This is a genomic window from Escherichia sp. AM3 (assembly GCF_032029835.1).
In the GTDB taxonomy this organism is placed as follows: domain Bacteria; phylum Pseudomonadota; class Gammaproteobacteria; order Enterobacterales; family Enterobacteriaceae; genus Escherichia; species Escherichia coli.
On sequence record NZ_JAVUPQ010000028.1, the window covers coordinates 1 to 18,144 of the forward strand.

Annotated in this window: 15 protein-coding genes and 1 pseudogene; 12 read left to right on the forward strand and 4 right to left on the reverse strand. The window is 51.1% G+C overall.

Features of this window, described 5'->3' with window-relative positions:
* From cmtA to srsR, 12 genes and pseudogenes are all read left to right on the forward strand, one after another.
* A partial coding sequence (gene cmtA / locus RTW80_RS12270; RefSeq protein ID WP_258113446.1) for a PTS mannitol transporter subunit IICB occupies window positions 1-1,358 on the forward strand: 1,358 nt, incomplete at its 5' end.
* A 14-nt stretch (window positions 1,359-1,372) separates the two neighbouring features.
* Window positions 1,373-2,651 (forward strand): annotated as a pseudogene (locus RTW80_RS12275) (zinc-binding dehydrogenase).
* Window positions 2,648-3,613 carry a class II fructose-bisphosphatase gene (gene glpX / locus RTW80_RS12280; RefSeq protein WP_000987283.1) on the forward strand — a complete coding sequence of 322 codons (966 nt, stop codon included), beginning with the start codon at window positions 2,648-2,650 and terminating at the stop codon, window positions 3,611-3,613. The pseudogene RTW80_RS12275 and the gene glpX overlap by 4 nt, the downstream one beginning before the upstream one ends.
* 21 nt (window positions 3,614-3,634) lie before the next feature.
* Complete coding sequence (gene fumE, locus RTW80_RS12285; RefSeq protein ID WP_000224146.1) at window positions 3,635-4,144, forward strand: fumarase E; 510 nt, start codon at window positions 3,635-3,637, stop codon at window positions 4,142-4,144.
* Window positions 4,141-4,854, forward strand: coding sequence for a nucleoside/nucleotide kinase family protein (locus RTW80_RS12290; protein ID WP_000687705.1), 714 nt, complete (start codon window positions 4,141-4,143; stop codon window positions 4,852-4,854). The genes fumE and RTW80_RS12290 overlap by 4 nt, the downstream gene beginning before the upstream one ends.
* Window positions 4,855-5,138: 284 nt before the next feature.
* Window positions 5,139-6,158, forward strand: a complete 1,020-nt coding sequence (epd, locus tag RTW80_RS12295) for an erythrose-4-phosphate dehydrogenase (RefSeq protein WP_000218480.1) — start codon at window positions 5,139-5,141, stop codon at window positions 6,156-6,158.
* Window positions 6,159-6,207: 49 nt separating this feature from the next.
* Window positions 6,208-7,371, forward strand: a complete 1,164-nt coding sequence (pgk, locus tag RTW80_RS12300) for a phosphoglycerate kinase (RefSeq protein ID WP_000111269.1) — start codon at window positions 6,208-6,210, stop codon at window positions 7,369-7,371.
* Window positions 7,372-7,585: 214 nt separating this feature from the next.
* A complete protein-coding gene (fbaA, locus tag RTW80_RS12305) occupies window positions 7,586-8,665 on the forward strand; it encodes a class II fructose-bisphosphate aldolase (RefSeq protein WP_000034372.1) in 1,080 nt (359 codons plus the stop codon).
* 357 nt (window positions 8,666-9,022) lie between these two features.
* Window positions 9,023-9,883: a small-conductance mechanosensitive channel MscS gene (gene mscS, locus RTW80_RS12315; protein ID WP_000389818.1), complete on the forward strand. Its 861-nt coding sequence runs from the start codon at window positions 9,023-9,025 to the stop codon at window positions 9,881-9,883.
* 138 nt (window positions 9,884-10,021) lie between these two features.
* The gene (gene argO / locus RTW80_RS12320; RefSeq protein WP_000493352.1) at window positions 10,022-10,657 is read left to right on the forward strand and encodes an arginine exporter ArgO; all 636 of its coding nucleotides are present in this window, start codon (window positions 10,022-10,024) and stop codon (window positions 10,655-10,657) included.
* Between the two features lie 92 nt (window positions 10,658-10,749).
* Entirely contained in the window at window positions 10,750-11,490 is a 741-nt protein-coding gene (locus tag RTW80_RS12325) for an oxidative stress defense protein (RefSeq protein ID WP_000669834.1), read from the forward strand.
* Between the two features lie 166 nt (window positions 11,491-11,656).
* Window positions 11,657-12,553 (forward strand): LysR family transcriptional regulator SrsR, encoded by an 897-nt coding sequence (gene srsR / locus RTW80_RS12330; RefSeq protein ID WP_000350807.1) that lies wholly within the window; start codon window positions 11,657-11,659, stop codon window positions 12,551-12,553.
* Here the strand turns inward: srsR and scpC are convergent.
* The 4 genes from scpC to scpA are packed head-to-tail and all read right to left on the reverse strand — an operon-like array spanning window position 12,550 to window position 17,980.
* Window positions 12,550-14,028, reverse strand: coding sequence for a propionyl-CoA:succinate CoA transferase (gene scpC, locus RTW80_RS12335; RefSeq protein WP_000449962.1), 1,479 nt, complete (start codon window positions 14,026-14,028; stop codon window positions 12,550-12,552). The two genes, srsR and scpC, sit on opposite strands and share 4 nt — an antisense overlap.
* A 23-nt stretch (window positions 14,029-14,051) precedes the next feature.
* The gene (gene scpB / locus RTW80_RS12340; protein ID WP_000122080.1) at window positions 14,052-14,837 is read right to left on the reverse strand and encodes a methylmalonyl-CoA decarboxylase; all 786 of its coding nucleotides are present in this window, start codon (window positions 14,835-14,837) and stop codon (window positions 14,052-14,054) included.
* Window positions 14,838-14,847: 10 nt separating this feature from the next.
* A complete protein-coding gene (meaB, locus tag RTW80_RS12345; RefSeq protein ID WP_000606525.1) occupies window positions 14,848-15,843 on the reverse strand; it encodes a methylmalonyl Co-A mutase-associated GTPase MeaB in 996 nt (331 codons plus the stop codon).
* Window positions 15,836-17,980, reverse strand: coding sequence for a methylmalonyl-CoA mutase (gene scpA / locus RTW80_RS12350; RefSeq protein WP_000073223.1), 2,145 nt, complete (start codon window positions 17,978-17,980; stop codon window positions 15,836-15,838). Before scpA ends, meaB begins: the two co-directional genes overlap by 8 nt.
* Window positions 17,981-18,144 lie beyond the last annotated feature (164 nt).

The following is an 18,144-nucleotide window of genomic DNA, read 5'->3' on the forward strand; positions in this document are numbered from 1 at the left end:
CTGATAGAAACAGAAGCCACTGGAGCACCTCAAAAACACCATCATACACTAAATCAGTAAGTTGGCAGCATCACCCGTTATTTATTCCCACCGGTTGGCTGCCTAACGAACATTTCGCCAAAATTGTCGGCCCGATGATTACCTATTTATTGCCCGTGATGATTGGTTCTACAGGTGGTCATCTGGTCGGCGGTAAACGCGGGGCGGTCATGGGCGGAATAGGTACTATTGGTGTGATCGTTGGCGCAGAGATCCCGATGTTCCTTGGCTCAATGATCATGGGGCCGCTCGGTGGGTTGGTCATAAAATATGTCGATAAGGCACTGGAAAAACGCATACCTGCCGGTTTTGAGATGGTTATCAATAACTTCTCATTAGGTATCGCGGGGATGCTCCTTTGTCTGCTGGGTTTTGAAGTTATCGGCCCGGCGGTGTTAATTGCCAATACTTTCGTCAAAGAGTGTATTGAGGCGCTGGTACATGCGGGTTATCTGCCATTGTTGTCAGTCATCAATGAACCGGCGAAAGTGCTTTTCCTCAATAATGCGATCGATCAGGGCGTCTATTATCCGCTGGGAATGCAACAGGCTTCGGTTAACGGTAAATCCATCTTCTTTATGGTGGCCTCTAACCCAGGTCCGGGCCTGGGGCTGCTGCTGGCGTTTACCTTGTTTGGTAAAGGGATGAGTAAACGTTCTGCGCCCGGGGCGATGATTATTCACTTCCTCGGTGGGATCCACGAACTGTATTTCCCGTATGTGCTGATGAAGCCGCTGACCATTATTGCCATGATTGCGGGCGGTATGTCTGGCACCTGGATGTTTAACTTACTGGACGGTGGTCTGGTGGCTGGCCCAAGTCCGGGGTCTATCTTTGCTTACCTGGCACTGACGCCGAAAGGCTCGTTCCTGGCGACAATTGCCGGTGTTACGGTAGGTACCCTGGTGTCCTTTGCTATTACTTCGCTGATACTGAAGATGGAAAAAACGGTGGAAACGGAGAGCGAAGATGAGTTTGCTCAGTCAGCCAATGCGGTTAAGGCGATGAAACAAGAGGGTGCATTCTCGTTAAGCAGGGTTAAGCGTATCGCCTTTGTTTGCGATGCGGGGATGGGCTCCAGTGCGATGGGCGCGACCACCTTCCGTAAACGCCTGGAAAAAGCGGGGCTGGCAATTGAAGTAAAACATTACGCCATAGAAAACGTGCCTGCGGATGCGGATATCGTCGTTACTCATGCCAGTCTGGAAGGGCGCGTGAAACGTGTGACGGATAAACCACTGATATTGATTAATAACTATATTGGCGATCCAAAACTCGACACTTTATTTAATCAATTAACCGCCGAACATAAACACTGATTACAGAGGTAAAAATGAAAACCAAAGTTGCTGCTATTTATGGCAAGCGGGATGTCCGTCTGCGCGTATTTGAACTGCCAGAAATTACCGATAATGAATTACTGGTGAGTGTAATTTCTGACAGCGTCTGTTTATCGACCTGGAAAGCGGCGTTACTCGGTAGTGAACATAAACGCGTACCCGACGATTTAGAAAATCATCCGGTCATTACCGGGCATGAATGTGCCGGGGTTATTGTCGAAGTGGGTAAAAATCTCACTGGCAAATATAAAAAAGGCCAGCGTTTTGTATTGCAACCGGCGATGGGGTTACCAAGCGGATATTCAGCGGGCTACAGCTACGAATATTTTGGCGGCAATGCCACTTATATGATTATTCCCGAAATCGCCATTAATTTGGGCTGCGTATTACCGTATCACGGCTCTTATTTTGCTGCGGCGTCGCTGGCAGAGCCTATGTGCTGCATTATTGGTGCTTATCATGCCAATTATCACACCACGCAATATGTTTATGAGCATCGCATGGGCGTCAAACCTGGCGGCAATATTGCACTGCTGGCGTGTGCAGGTCCGATGGGCATTGGCGCTATCGATTACGCCATTAACGGCGGCATACAACCGTCGCGGGTGGTGGTGGTCGATATCGACGACAAACGTCTGGCGCAGGTACAGAAGCTGCTGCCGGTGGAACTGGCGGCCAGTAAAGGCATTGAGCTGGTGTATGTGAATACCAAAGGGATGAGCGATCCTGTCCAGATGCTGCGGGCGCTGAGAGGAGATGCCGGGTTCGATGACATTTTTGTTTATGCGGCGGTGCCTGCTGTCGTTGAGATGGCTGATGAATTACTGGCGGAAGATGGCTGTCTGAACTTCTTTGCCGGGCCGACGGATAAAAACTTCAAAGTGCCGTTTAATTTCTACAACGTCCATTACAACAGCACGCACGTCGTCGGTACATCTGGCGGTTCAACGGACGACATGAAAGAGGCGATTGCCCTTAGCGCCACTGGGCAGTTACAGCCGTCGTTTATGGTGACCCATATCGGTGGCCTGGATGCGGTGCCAGAAACCGTGCTCAATCTGCCGGATATCCCTGGCGGTAAAAAAACTCATTTATAACGGCGTGACCATGCCGCTCACTGCCATTGCCGATTTTGCCGAAAAAGGCAAAACCGATCCGCTGTTTAAAGAGTTGGCGCGGCTGGTTGAGGAAACGCACGGCATCTGGAATGAACAGGCCGAGAAATATCTGCTGGCACAATTTGGCGTTGATATCGGGGAGGCCGCGCAATGATGTCCCTGGCGTGGCCATTATTTCGCGTTACGGAACAGGCAGCGTTGGCTGCCTGGCCGCAAACCGGATGTGGCGACAAAAATAAAATTGATGGCCTGGCGGTCACCGCGATGCGCCAGGCATTAAACGACGTCGCTTTTCGTGGACGAGTGGTTATCGGCGAAGGAGAAATTGACCATGCGCCGATGCTGTGGATTGGCGAAGAGGTGGGCAAAGGCGATGGGCCAGAAGTCGATATCGCGGTTGATCCCATTGAAGGCACGCGGATGGTGGCGATGGGGCAGAGCAATGCGCTGGCGGTCATGGCTTTCGCCCCTCGAGATAGCCTGTTACATGCGCCCGATATGTATATGAAAAAGCTGGTTGTTAATCGGCTGGCGGCGGGCGCGATTGATCTGTCTTTGCCTCTGACGGACAACCTGCGCAACGTGGCGAAAGCGTTAGGCAAACCGCTGGATAAGCTGCGCATGGTTACGCTGGATAAACCGCGCCTGAGTGCCGCGATTGAGGAAGCAACACAGCTGGGCGTGAAGGTTTTTGCCCTGCCGGATGGCGATGTCGCCGCCAGCGTGCTGACCTGCTGGCAGGATAATCCTTACGATGTGATGTACACCATCGGCGGTGCGCCAGAAGGCGTGATTTCTGCCTGTGCCGTTAAAGCATTAGGCGGGGATATGCAGGCCGAGCTGATTGACTTTTGCCAGGCTAAAGGGGATTACACGGAAAATCGGCAGATTGCAGAGCAGGAGCGCAAGCGTTGCAAGGCAATGGGCGTTGACGTTAACCGTGTGTACTCGCTCGATGAACTGGTGAGGGGGAACGATATCCTCTTTAGCGCTACGGGCGTGACGGGCGGTGAGCTGGTGAACGGTATCCAACAGACGGCGAATGGGGTGCGGACGCAGACATTACTGATCGGCGGCGCGGACCAAACGTGTAATATAATAGACTCCCTGCATTGATGGTGATCTATCGGAAGACCAATGGCGACGCTGACAGAAGATGATGTGCTTGAGCAACTGGATGCACAGGACAATTTATTTTCATTTATGAAAACTGCGCATACCATTTTGCTCCAGGGGATACGCCAGTTTCTGCCGTCGCTGTTTGTCGATAACGATGAAGAGATCGTGGAATATGCAGTGAAGCCGTTACTCGCCCAAAGCGGCCCGCTTGACGATATTGATGTTGCACTGCGTTTGATTTATGCGTTGGGGAAAATGGATAAATGGTTGTACGCCGATATCACGCATTTTTCCCAGTTCTGGCATTACCTGAACGAACAGGATGAAACGCCCGGATTTGCCGATGACATGACCTGGGATTTTATCAGCAACGTCAATAGCATAACCTGCAATGCGACGCTCTATGACGCGTTGAAAGCGATGAAGTTCGCCGATTTCGCCGTCTGGTCAGAGGCGCGTTTTAGCGGAATGGTCAAAACGGCGCTGACGCTGGCAGTAACGACCACCTTAAAGGAATTAACGCCGTGAAAATTGAATTAACGGTGAATGGGCTGAAGATACAGGCACAGTACCAGAACGAAGAGATTGAAAATGTACATAAACCGTTGCTGCACATGTTGGCGGCCTTACAGACGGTAAATCCGCAGCGGCGTACGGTGGTTTTTCTTTGCGCTCCGCCGGGGACGGGTAAATCAACCCTAACCACCTTCTGGGAATATCTCGCGCAACAAGACCCGGAACTGCCCGCTATTCAGACGCTCCCGATGGATGGTTTTCACCATTACAATAGCTGGCTGGATGCGCATCAATTGCGCCCCTTCAAAGGCGCACCAGAGACATTTGACGTTGCGAAACTGACGGAAAATCTGCGCCAGGTCGTGGAAGGGGATTGTACGTGGCCGCAGTACGATCGACAAAAGCATGATCCTGTTGAAGATGCGTTGCACGTTACCGCACCACTCGTCATCGTCGAAGGAAACTGGTTGTTACTGGATGATGAAAAGTGGCTGGAGTTGGCATCTTTCTGCGATTTTTCTATTTTTATTCATGCACCTGCTCAAATTCTGCGGGAGCGCTTGATTAGTCGTAAAATTGCGGGAGGATTAACGCGGCAAGTAGCCGAAGCATTTTATGCCCGCACCGATGGCCCCAATGTCGAGCGTGTGCTGATGAATAGCCGTCAGGCCAATCTGATAGTAGAGATGACTGAAGAAGGCCGGTATCACTTCACAAGCTGACAATTTATTCCAGTTATTGTAGGGTTATTATTACGCCAGCCTGGAATAAAGCTTCCCACAAAAGGGGATAAAAGTGTGATGTGAGTCAGATAAATGTCTTCTTCGGCTGGACAAACATTCCTTTTATTCCACGTTTCGCTTATCCTAGCTGAAGCGTTTCAGTCGATTAAATGTTCGACAATTAACCAATCAGTCGCAGTTTGCGACAGGTAAGGTTTCCCCGGACGATTTGCTGGATTACTCTGTCTGGCAAATTTGCTCAGGGAAAACCTTGCAGGAGATCTATGACCGTACGCGTAGCGATAAATGGCTTCGGTCGCATCGGGCGTAATGTGGTTCGTGCTTTGTATGAATCCGGACGCCGGGCGGAAATTACCGTGGTGGCAATCAACGAACTGGCGGATGCTGCGGGCATGGCGCATTTGTTGAAATATGACACCAGCCATGGCCGTTTTGCATGGGAAGTACGACAGGAACGCGATCAACTTTTTGTTGGTGATGACGCCATCCGCGTATTGCATGAACGTTCACTGCAATCGCTCCCCTGGCGTGAACTTGGCGTTGATGTAGTCCTCGACTGCACCGGCGTATATGGCTCCCGCGAGCATGGCGAAGCGCATATTGCCGCCGGGGCCAAAAAAGTGCTCTTTTCACATCCTGGCAGTAACGATCTCGACGCGACCGTTGTTTACGGCGTCAATCAGGATCAACTTCGTGCGGAACACCGCATCGTTTCTAACGCTTCCTGTACCACGAATTGCATAATTCCCGTCATCAAATTGTTAGATGATGCGTACGGTATTGAGTCCGGCACTGTGACCACAATTCACTCCGCCATGCACGATCAACAGGTTATTGATGCATACCATCCTGACCTGCGTCGCACCCGGGCAGCCAGCCAGTCGATCATTCCGGTCGATACTAAACTGGCCGCCGGTATCACACGATTTTTTCCGCAATTTAACGATCGCTTTGAAGCGATTGCGGTACGTGTGCCAACCATAAATGTGACGGCAATCGATTTAAGCGTGACGGTGAAGAAACCTGTAAAAGCCAATGAAGTCAACCTGTTGCTGCAAAAAGCAGCACAAGGTGCATTTCATGGTATAGTTGACTATACGGAATTGCCGTTGGTCTCTGTAGATTTTAACCACGATCCGCACAGTGCCATTGTCGATGGCACCCAAACCCGGGTCAGTGGCGCACACCTGATCAAAACGTTGGTCTGGTGCGATAACGAATGGGGCTTTGCTAACCGAATGCTCGACACGACGTTAGCTATGGCTACTGTTGCTTTCAGGTAAGACGCAAGCAGCGTCTGCAAAACTTTTAGAATCAACGAGAGGATTCACCATGTCTGTAATTAAGATGACCGATCTGGATCTTGCTGGGAAACGTGTATTTATCCGTGCGGATCTGAACGTACCAGTAAAAGACGGGAAAGTAACCAGCGACGCGCGTATCCGTGCTTCTCTGCCGACCATCGAACTGGCCCTGAAACAAGGCGCAAAAGTGATGGTAACTTCCCACCTGGGTCGTCCTACCGAAGGCGAGTACAACGAAGAATTCTCTCTGCTGCCGGTTGTTAACTACCTGAAAGACAAACTGTCTAACCCGGTTCGTCTGGTTAAAGATTACCTCGACGGCGTTGACGTTGCTGAAGGTGAACTGGTTGTTCTGGAAAACGTTCGCTTCAACAAAGGCGAGAAGAAAGACGACGAAACCCTGTCCAAAAAATACGCTGCACTGTGTGACGTGTTCGTAATGGACGCATTCGGTACTGCTCACCGCGCGCAGGCTTCTACTCACGGTATCGGTAAATTCGCTGACGTTGCGTGCGCAGGCCCGCTGCTGGCAGCTGAACTGGACGCGCTGGGTAAAGCACTGAAAGAACCTGCTCGCCCGATGGTGGCTATCGTTGGTGGTTCTAAAGTATCTACCAAACTGACCGTTCTGGACTCCCTGTCTAAAATCGCTGACCAGCTGATTGTTGGTGGTGGTATCGCTAACACATTTATCGCGGCACAAGGCCACGATGTGGGTAAATCCCTGTACGAAGCTGACCTGGTTGACGAAGCTAAACGTCTGCTGACCACCTGCAACATCCCGGTTCCGTCTGATGTTCGCGTAGCAACCGAGTTCTCTGAAACTGCACCGGCTACCCTGAAATCTGTTAACGATGTGAAAGCTGACGAGCAGATCCTGGATATCGGTGATGCTTCCGCTCAGGAACTGGCTGAAATCCTGAAGAATGCGAAAACCATTCTGTGGAACGGTCCGGTTGGCGTGTTCGAATTCCCGAACTTCCGCAAAGGTACTGAAATCGTGGCTAACGCTATCGCAGACAGCGAAGCGTTCTCCATCGCTGGCGGCGGCGACACTCTGGCAGCAATCGACCTGTTCGGCATTGCTGACAAAATCTCCTACATCTCCACTGGCGGCGGCGCATTCCTCGAATTCGTGGAAGGTAAAGTACTGCCTGCAGTAGCGATGCTCGAAGAGCGCGCTAAGAAGTAAAAAATCACAGGGCAGGGAAACCTGCCCTTGTTTCAGCGCGCTTTTAGAGCACGCAATTTTTCATACTCTAAATAATTCGAGTTGCAGGAAGGCGACAAGAGAGTGAATCCCCAGGAGCTTACATAAGTAAGTGACTGGGGTGAGCGAACGCAGACGCAGCACATGCAACTTGAAGTATGACGAGTATAAGGCCCGACGATACAGGACAAGAGACATGTCTAAGATTTTTGATTTCGTAAAACCTGGCGTAATCACTGGTGATGACGTACAGAAAGTTTTCCAGGTAGCAAAAGAAAACAACTTCGCACTGCCAGCAGTAAACTGCGTCGGTACTGACTCCATCAACGCCGTACTGGAAACCGCTGCTAAAGTTAAAGCGCCGGTTATCGTTCAGTTCTCCAACGGTGGTGCTTCCTTTATCGCTGGTAAAGGCGTGAAATCTGACGTTCCGCAGGGTGCTGCTATCCTGGGCGCGATCTCTGGTGCGCATCACGTTCACCAGATGGCTGAACATTATGGTGTTCCGGTTATCCTGCACACTGACCACTGCGCGAAGAAACTGCTGCCGTGGATCGACGGTCTGTTGGACGCGGGTGAAAAACACTTCGCAGCTACCGGTAAGCCGCTGTTCTCTTCTCACATGATCGACCTGTCTGAAGAATCTCTGCAAGAGAACATCGAAATCTGCTCTAAATACCTGGAGCGCATGTCCAAAATCGGCATGACTCTGGAAATCGAACTGGGTTGCACCGGTGGTGAAGAAGACGGCGTGGACAACAGCCACATGGACGCTTCTGCACTGTACACCCAGCCGGAAGACGTTGATTACGCATACACCGAGCTGAGCAAAATCAGCCCGCGTTTCACCATCGCTGCGTCCTTCGGTAACGTACACGGTGTTTACAAGCCGGGTAACGTGGTTCTGACTCCGACCATCCTGCGTGATTCTCAGGAATATGTTTCTAAGAAACACAACCTGCCGCACAACAGCCTGAACTTCGTATTCCACGGTGGTTCCGGTTCTACTGCTCAGGAAATCAAAGACTCCGTAAGCTACGGCGTAGTAAAAATGAACATCGATACCGATACCCAATGGGCAACCTGGGAAGGCGTTCTGAACTACTACAAAGCGAACGAAGCTTATCTGCAGGGGCAGTTGGGTAACCCGAAAGGCGAAGATCAGCCGAACAAGAAATACTACGATCCGCGCGTATGGCTGCGTGCCGGTCAGACTTCGATGATCGCTCGTCTGGAAAAAGCATTCCAGGAACTGAACGCGATCGACGTTCTGTAAGATATTCCTTTCTGCTTATCTCAAGGCCCGCTCTGCGGGTCTTTTTTTCGCCAAAAGCAAAATTGCCTGATGCGCTACGCTTATCAGGCCTACACGTATCCTGCAATATATTGAATTTGCAGGTTTTTGTAGGCCGGATAAGGCGTTCACGCCGCATCCGGCATGACAAAACGCACATTGATATCTGTCTGAGCCCCGCTCTGCGGGGATTTTTTCGCCAAAAGCAAGGTGATTCAGATGAGAAATCTGTGATCTATTTGGCAAAATTATGCTTTATTGTTTACCCTTGTCAGACTGCCCGTCATAAGGCGGCGGAGTGTATTTCTCCATTTTGAGTCAGTTGAAAAGGAATATTGAATGGAAGATTTGAATGTTGTCGATAGCATAAACGGCGCGGGAAGCTGGCTGGTAGCTAACCAGGCGCTGCTGCTAAGTTATGCAGTAAACATCGTGGCGGCACTCGCGATCATCATCGTTGGTTTGATTATCGCGCGGATGATTTCCAACGCGGTGAATCGCCTGATGATCTCCCGTAAAATCGATGCCACTGTTGCTGATTTTCTTTCTGCATTAGTCCGTTACGGTATTATCGCCTTTACGCTAATCGCAGCCCTGGGACGCGTGGGTGTACAAACCGCGTCAGTCATTGCTGTACTCGGTGCCGCAGGCTTAGCTGTTGGTCTGGCTTTGCAGGGGTCACTTTCTAACCTGGCCGCTGGCGTGTTACTTGTCATGTTCCGCCCGTTCCGTGCCGGAGAATATGTTGACCTGGGCGGCGTAGCCGGTACTGTGCTGAGTGTGCAGATTTTCTCCACCACCATGCGTACTGCAGACGGTAAAATTATCGTTATTCCGAACGGTAAAATTATTGCCGGAAATATTATTAACTTCTCCCGCGAGCCAGTTCGCCGTAACGAATTTATTATTGGCGTGGCGTATGATTCCGATATCGATCAGGTTAAGCAGATCCTGACCAATATTATCCAGTCTGAAGATCGCATTTTGAAAGATCGCGAAATGACTGTGCGCCTGAACGAACTTGGTGCATCGTCGATTAATTTCGTGGTCCGCGTCTGGAGCAACAGCGGCGATCTGCAAAACGTGTACTGGGATGTGCTGGAGCGTATTAAACGTGAATTTGATGCCGCCGGTATCAGCTTCCCGTACCCGCAAATGGATGTGAACTTTAAGCGGGTGAAAGAAGACAAAGCTGCGTAATCAACGCTGAGGCCAGATAATACTCTCTGGCCTCTCTCTTATTAGTTTTTCTGATTGCCAATTAATATTATCAATTTCCGCTAATAACAATCCCGCGATATAGTCTCTGCATCAGATACTTAATTCGGAATATCCAACGTGTTTTCTTATTACTTTCAAGGTCTTGCACTTGGGGCGGCTATGATCCTACCGCTCGGTCCACAAAATGCTTTTGTGATGAATCAGGGCATACGTCGTCAGTACCACATTATGATTGCCTTACTTTGTGCTATCAGCGATTTGGTCCTGATTTGCGCCGGGATTTTTGGTGGCAGCGCGTTATTGATGCAGTCGCCGTGGTTGCTGGCGCTGGTCACCTGGGGCGGCGTAGCCTTCTTGCTGTGGTATGGTTTTGGCGCTTTTAAAACAGCAATGAGCAGTAATATTGAGTTAGCCAGCGCCGAAGTCATGAAGCAAGGCAGATGGAAAATTATCGCCACCATGTTGGCAGTGACCTGGCTGAATCCGCATGTTTACCTGGATACTTTTGTTGTACTGGGCAGCCTTGGCGGGCAACTTGATGTGGAACCAAAACGCTGGTTTGCACTCGGGACAATTAGCGCCTCTTTCCTGTGGTTCTTTGGTCTGGCTCTTCTCGCAGCCTGGCTGGCACCGCGTCTGCGCACGGCAAAAGCACAGCGCATTATCAATCTGGTTGTGGGATGTGTTATGTGGTTTATTGCCTTGCAGCTGGCGAGAGACGGTATTGCTCATGCACAAGCCTTGTTCAGTTAGGCGCTATCTGATGGAAAAATAAAACAGAGGCGCTAAGCTTGCCTCCAGAGGTCCTGAATTTTGGGCAAGTCAATTAACACGGAGAGACTAACGTGAAGTTCAAAGTTATCGCCCTGGCGGCATTAATGGGTATTAGCGGGATGGCAGCGCAGGCTAACGAATTGCCGGATGGACCGCATATTGTCACCTCCGGTACGGCAAGCGTGGATGCGGTGCCAGACATTGCCACTCTTGCGATTGAAGTTAACGTGGCCGCGAAGGATGCCGCTACTGCCAAGAAACAGGCAGATGAGCGCGTCGCACAATACATTTCCTTCCTTGAACTCAATCAGATCGCGAAAAAAGATATCAGCTCAGCGAACTTACGCACCCAGCCAGATTATGATTATCAGGATGGTAAAAGTATCCTTAAAGGCTACCGCGCTGTGAGAACGGTGGAAGTCACGCTCCGTCAGTTAGACAAACTGAATTCCTTGCTGGATGGCGCGCTGAAGGCGGGTCTTAACGAAATTCGTTCTGTGTCGCTGGGCGTGGCGCAGCCGGATGCCTATAAAGACAAAGCGCGTAAGGCAGCGATTGATAACGCGATTCATCAGGCGCAGGAACTGGCGAACGGCTTTCATCGTAAACTGGGGCCGGTATATAGCGTGCGCTACCATGTTTCCAACTATCAGCCCAGCCCAATGGTGCGGATGATGAAAGCCGATGCCGCGCCGGTGTCCGCCCAGGAAACTTACGAGCAGGCCGCTATTCAGTTTGATGATCAGGTCGATGTGGTCTTCCAGTTAGAACCTGTGGATCAACAACCCGCTAAAACACCTGCAGCACAATAATATTTGTAGCCCGACGTATTCGTCGGGCTAATGCCTTTACCCGATATTGCCTCCTTTTTCTGTAATTTTCTGTAAAACCATGACGTAATCACCTATCTTTGCTCGCGGTTTCATCAAGGATAGGCTGACTGAAACGGTTAAGCGGACAAGGATGCGGGGGAGGGGGATGGACATTTTTATTTCGAAAAAGATGCGCAATTTCATTTTATTAGCGCAAACCAATAATATTGCCCGGGCGGCAGAAAAAATCCATATGACGGCTTCGCCATTTGGTAAAAGCATTGCCGCGCTGGAAGAACAAATTGGCTATACGCTATTTACCCGCAAAGATAATAATATCAGCCTCAATAAAGCCGGACAGGAACTGTATCAAAAACTGTTCCCGGTTTATCAACGGCTTTCTGCGATTGATAATGAAATCCATAACTCAGGGCGTCGTTCACGAGAAATTGTGATTGGCATAGATAATACTTATCCGACAATTATTTTCGATCAGTTGATTAGTCTCGGAGATAAGTATGAAGGCGTGACCGCCCAGCCAGTTGAGTTCAGCGAAAATGGCGTTATCGATAATCTTTTTGACCGCCAGTTAGATTTTATTATCTCCCCACAGCATGTATCTGCACGAGTTCAGGAACTGGAAAACCTGACTATCAGTGAACTACCACCGCTGCGATTAGGCTTTCTCGTTTCTCGCCGTTATGAAGAGCGACAAGAGCAAGAGCTGCTTCAGGAGCTGCCCTGGCTACAAATGCGCTTTCAGAACCGGGCCAACTTCGAAGCAATGATTGATGCGAATATGCGACCTTGTGGGATCAATCCAACCATTATTTATCGTCCCTACAGTTTTATGGCCAAAATCAGCGCCGTGGAGCGCGGACATTTTCTGACGGTGATCCCGCATTTTGCCTGGCGACTGGTGAATCCGGCAACGCTGAAATATTTTGATGCACCGCACAGGCCGATGTATATGCAGGAATATCTTTATTCAATCAGAAATCATCGTTATACCGCCACGATGCTTCAGCATATTGCTGAAGATCGTGACGGGACGAGTCATTAACCCAGCATCGAGCCGGTTGCAATTAAATTACGGTGTAAGTCGAAGACGTGGCTAAGATCGTGGTGAATATGTCCGCCAGGCGCATTTTCCAGATAGCGATGCAGATAATCCCGATACATAGGATGTGCACAATTATCAATGATAGTGCGGGCGCGTTGAAGCGGGGAAAGACCGCGCAGATCGGCGATCCCTTGTTCGGTGATGATCACTTTGACGCTGTGTTCGCTGTGATCAACATGGCTGCACATTGGCACGACGGTTGAGATCTTGCCTTCTTTAGCAATCGACGGGGCCATAAAGATCGACAGATACGCGTTGCGTTCAAAATCACCGCTGCCGCCGATGCCGTTCATCAGATCGACCCCGGCTACGTGTGTTGAGTTGGCATGCCCGTAAATATCAAACTCCAGGCCGACGTTCAGAGCGATGACGCCCAGACGACGGATGATTTCCGGGTTATTGGAAATCTCCTGCGGACGCAACACAATGCGGCTGGCAAAGTAATCCATATTGTCGTAAATCTTGCGCAGGGAATCGGCCGAGATTGTCAGGCTGGAGGCGCTGGCCCCGCTGATTTTGCCGGTTTCCAGTAAATGCACCACCGATTCCTGTAGCACTTCCGAATACATCATAAACGGAGGAATTTCCGGGTTTTCCCCCAGACGCGCCATTACCGCATTATTGATATTGCCCACGCCACTTTGCAGCGGCAGAAATTCCGGCGGAATACGCCCATGCGCCATTTCCTGCAATAAGAACGTGACCACGTTATCGGCAATCTGCTGGCACATGGGATTTTGCTTATCCAGCATATTACCGGCGTCAGGCAAGTTGGTTTCCACGACGGCGACAATCTTTTTCGGATCGATTTGCACATAGCGGGTACCGACGCGATCCATTGCATGGAAGATCGACACGCTATTGCGCCGCGGTGGCGCGCCAGGAATCACAATATCCGCCAGTTCTGCAACGCGCGGATCGTGATAGTGATTGAGTTCAATGATCACTTTCTTCGCCCGCAGCAGCCATGTCGGCGCATTACCGATCCCGCTGGTTAACCAGACTCGACCATCTGGTGCCAGTGCCGATGCTTCAATGACGGCAACATCAATGTCGCCGAAGAAACCGTAATTGACCATTTGCGCCACTTCGCTCAAATGCAGGTCAACGAAACTCACCGCGCCCTGATTGATCTTTTTACGTAAACCGGACGATGTTTGATATGGCGCACGCCAGGAAACAGCATCGGCGTCAGAAAGTACATCGTCAGCGGCGGCGCTGATTGACGCCCCCGTCAGCAGGCGAATTTGATACGGCTTTTTGGCCTCATGCTGTTCGTTAGCTCTGCGGGCAATCGCGGTGGGTAGGGCTTTCGGCGAACCCGCCGGGGTAAAGCCGCTAAATGCCACCATGTCGTTATGCTGGATAATTTCTGCCGCTTCATTGGCGGTCATCCTTGTCCACTGAGTTTCCATTTTTACTCCTTCGTTCGCAGGGATTAATGACCAACGAAATTAGGTTTACGTTTTTCGAGGAAAGCGTTCATCCCTTCCTGGTAATCTTCGCTGTCATACACCGCGCGGCGCATCCCCTGAATACGTTCAAATTCATCGGAGTTCATGGTGTGTGCTTCGCCCAGTACACGCAGCTCTTCTTTGATAACGGCAATGGCTAACGGCGCTTTCTCAGAGATGTGGTGCGCCATTTGTAAGGTGAAATCTTCCAGTTCTTCCACTTCCACAACATGGTTGAGGATGCCGACAGCCAGCGCGCGCTGGGCGGTGATTGGCGAAGCGGTAAAAATCAGCTCTTTGACAATGTGGAAGCCCGCGTCGCGGGTCAGGTTGTGAATGCCGACCAGGTTATACGGGACGCCGAGGTTTACAGGCGTCATTGAGAAGGTTGAGGTACTGGCGGCGATGATCAGATCGGAACTCATGATCATTTCAAATGCGCCACCCCAAACACTACCTTCCACCATCGAAATGATCGGTTTCGGGAATTTTTGGATCATGCGGGTGATTTGACGCAATGGATCATCATAGGAGAGCGGATCGCGACCGCCAGACGGCAGTTCGTGAATATCGTGACCTGCGGAGAAGACTTTGGATCCACTCGGTGCGCGCAAAATGATACAGCGAATTTCCGGCCGGTTGAGATCGCTTAACGCCTGCATAAGATCATCAATAAAGACTTTACTTAAGGCATTAAGTTTTCGGCCATAGTTAAACTCAATGACCGCCACTTTGTTGATAGTGACAACGTTAACATACTGATAAGACATAAAAATTCCTTTAATCAAAATATTGCGTCTGGATAAATTCACTGAGCTGCCGCAGGCCGGTGCGCGGTGAGAGCGTATTGTTTTTGACCGCTAAAAGCGTCTGGCGGTAATAGCGATCGAAATCTTCATTCGCGAACAGGTGATTCAGTACTTCTTCTTCGGTCTGCTTACGCAGCCATTCCACCGATTGTTGTTGCCGCACTTGTTGTAAACGACCACTGGCAGTTAGCGCGGTTTTGAAGTCGATGATGGCGTGCCAGATCTCATCGATTCCACGTTTTTCCAGTGCGCTACAAGTCAGAACCCGTGGCTGCCATTCGTCGTATTTACGTCGCAGAATATGCAGGGCACTCTCGTACATATGCCGGGCAATGGCGACATTGGTATGGTTATCGCCATCGTCTTTGTTGATAACGATCAGATCAGCCACTTCCATCAGCCCTTTTTTAATGCCCTGCAGATCATCGCCGCCACCGGCAATTTGCAACGAGATAAAACAGTCCACCATGCGGGCGACTTCTGTTTCCGACTGCCCGACGCCAACCGTTTCGACAATCACTACGTCATAACCCGCTGCTTCGCATAACAGCATTAATTCCCGCGCTCGCTGACTGGCACCGCCCAGATGACCGGAGGATGGTACCGGGCGAATAAACGCCGCTTCGGCACGCGCCAGGTCATTCATGCGGGTTTTATCCCCGAGAATGCTACCGCCAGTGACCGGGCTGCTGGGATCGACCGCAATAACCGCGACCTTTAATCCCTCTCGAATCAACAACATGCCAAAGGCCTCAAGAAAGGTACTTTTCCCCGCGCCGGGGGTGCCGGTAACGCCCAGTCGCAGGGTGTTACCGCAGTACGGCATAATGGCATCAAGCAGCTGCGTACTTAGTGCCTGATGACGCGGGTGACGGCTTTCCACCAGCGTCATGGCCTGGGCGAGTGTGGCACGCTCACCCTGACGTAAGCGGCGAATACTTTCTGCCAGCGTGGCTTCATTAATCATGATGCTGGCTTATCAGATTCAGTACGTCGCGCACACTGTCGAGCATAGGTGTACCTGGACCATAAATCGCCGCCACGCCGCGCTCTTGCAGGAAGGCGTAATCCTGCGGCGGAATGACGCCACCCGCGACCACGCAGATATCTTCGCGTCCCCATTTTTTCAGCGCTTCGACCAGTTCCGGGATCAGCGTTTTATGACCGGCAGCCAGTGAGGATGCGCCCACTACGTGAACGTCGTTTTCTACGGCCAGGCGGGCGATCTCTTCAGGTGTAGAGAACATCGGGCTTAAATCTACGTCGAAACCGAGATCGGAATAGGCGCTGGCGATCACTTTCGCGCCGCGATCGTGTCCATCCTGGCCCATCTTAGCGATCAGAATGCGCGGGCGACGACCATTGTCGGCAAGGAACTGCTCCGTTTGCGCAACAATGGCATCGAACTCGGAGGCCGATTTCTCAGACTGATGATAGCTTTGCGCAATCACGCCGGTAACACACTGGCTTGGCACCAGATAACGGTCGAAAGCGACTTCCAGCGCATCGGAAATTTCACCCAGGGTGGCGCGAACGCGAGCGGCATTAACAGCGGCAGCCAGCAGGTTTTCGTTATGCTGTGCGGCGTGAGTCAGGGCGTTCAACGCGGCGGTTACGGCGGCATCATCACGGGTGGCGCGAATGCGTTCCAGCGAAGCAATTTGCTCGTTACGCACCATCACGTTGTCGATCTCAAGTACATCGGTTTCGTCTTCGTGATCCAGTTTGTACTTGTTGACACCAACGATGACACGCTTGCCCTGGTCGATCAGCGACTGTTCGCGCGCTGAGGCCTCTTCGATCATTCGTTTTGGCAGACCTGCTTCGATCGCTTTCGCCATGCCACCGGCTTCGTCGATCTGTTGGATAATAGCTCTGGCTTGTTTGACGATTTGATCGGTCAGCGACTCAATGTAATAGGATCCGGCCAGTGGATCGACGGTGCGGCAGAGTTCTGATTCTTCCTGGATGATGATCTGGGTGTTGCGGGCAATGCGTGCTGAGAAATCGGTAGGCAAACCAAGCGCTTCGTCAAAGGCGTTGGTATGCAGTGACTGAGTACCGCCCAGCGTCGCAGCCAGTGCTTCAATGGTGGTGCGGATAACGTTGTTATACGGATCCTGTTCAGTCAGGCTCCAGCCTGAGGTCTGGCAGTGGGTACGCAGCGCCAGTGATTTCGGATCCTGTGCGCCAAATCCACTGACCGCTTCGCTCCATAAATAACGTGCCGCACGCAACATGGCGACGTTCATAAACAGATCCATGCCGATACCGAAGAAGAACGACAGGCGAGGAGCGAAGTCATCAATTTTCAGTCCGGCAGAGATTGCTGCTTTGATGTACTCAATCCCATCAGCGAGCGTAAATGCTACCTGCTGCACGCAGTTGGCACCCGCTTCCCCCATGTGGTAACCGCTGATACTGATGGTATTAAATCGCGGCATGTTGCCGGAACACCAGGCGATGATGTCGGCGATAATGCGCATTGACGGTTTTGGTGGGTAAATATAGGTGTTGCGGCAGAGGTACTCTTTGAGAATATCGTTTTGAATGGTGCCGGTCAGTTTATCAGGTGTAACACCTTGCTCTTCTGCGGCGACGATATAAAACGCCAGTACTGGTAGCACTGCGCCATTCATGGTCATCGAAACCGACATTTTATCCAGCGGGATCTGGTCGAACAGGACTTTCATATCTTCCACGGTGTCGATAGCGACGCCCGCTTTGCCGACGTCGCCCGCCACGCGCGGGTTATCGGAGTCGTAGCCACGGTGGGTGGCAAGGTCAAACGCAACGGAAAGACCTTTTTGCCCGGCGGCCAGGTTACGGCGATAAAAAGCGTTGGACTCTTTTGCTGTTGAAAAACCAGCATACTGACGGATGGTCCACGGTTGGGCGGTATACATAGTGGCACGCGGGCCACGAACGTAGGGCGGCAAACCAGGAAGGGTACCTGTCACCTCCAGATTATCGAGATCGGCTTCGGTATACAGCGGCTTGATGGCGATCCCTTCCGCGGTTTGATGAACCAGCGAGTCGACAGTTTTCTCCCGACGGCTCAATTCCTTGTTGGCAAGCTGTTGCCACTCCTGCACGTTAGACATTATTTGCTCCGTAAAACGCAATCAAAATGAGGGTATTTGCGCCTACGGTGAGCTTTTTACGTGGGTTTGTCGCCAGCAAAAAAAATGCATTCAGACGTCGTTTTTTGCCGCCTGAGATTTGTCTATTTTGTGATGTGATTCAAGGAATACAAAAAGAAGTGAGG

Excerpts from the sequence above, each read along its gene's own strand:
- glpX (WP_000987283.1), top strand. The coding sequence starts at position 2,648 with ATGATGTCCCTGGCGTGGCCATTATTTCGCGTTACGGAACAGGCAGCG.
- fumE (WP_000224146.1), top strand. The coding sequence starts at position 3,635 with ATGGCGACGCTGACAGAAGATGATGTGCTTGAGCAACTGGATGCACAG.
- epd (WP_000218480.1), top strand. The coding sequence starts at position 5,139 with ATGACCGTACGCGTAGCGATAAATGGCTTCGGTCGCATCGGGCGTAAT.
- pgk (WP_000111269.1), top strand. The coding sequence starts at position 6,208 with ATGTCTGTAATTAAGATGACCGATCTGGATCTTGCTGGGAAACGTGTA.
- fbaA (WP_000034372.1), top strand. The coding sequence starts at position 7,586 with ATGTCTAAGATTTTTGATTTCGTAAAACCTGGCGTAATCACTGGTGAT.
- mscS (WP_000389818.1), top strand. The coding sequence starts at position 9,023 with ATGGAAGATTTGAATGTTGTCGATAGCATAAACGGCGCGGGAAGCTGG.
- srsR (WP_000350807.1), top strand. The coding sequence starts at position 11,657 with ATGGACATTTTTATTTCGAAAAAGATGCGCAATTTCATTTTATTAGCG.
- scpC (WP_000449962.1), bottom strand. The coding sequence starts at position 14,028 with ATGGAAACTCAGTGGACAAGGATGACCGCCAATGAAGCGGCAGAAATT.
- scpB (WP_000122080.1), bottom strand. The coding sequence starts at position 14,837 with ATGTCTTATCAGTATGTTAACGTTGTCACTATCAACAAAGTGGCGGTC.
- meaB (WP_000606525.1), bottom strand. The coding sequence starts at position 15,843 with ATGATTAATGAAGCCACGCTGGCAGAAAGTATTCGCCGCTTACGTCAG.
- scpA (WP_000073223.1), bottom strand. The coding sequence starts at position 17,980 with ATGTCTAACGTGCAGGAGTGGCAACAGCTTGCCAACAAGGAATTGAGC.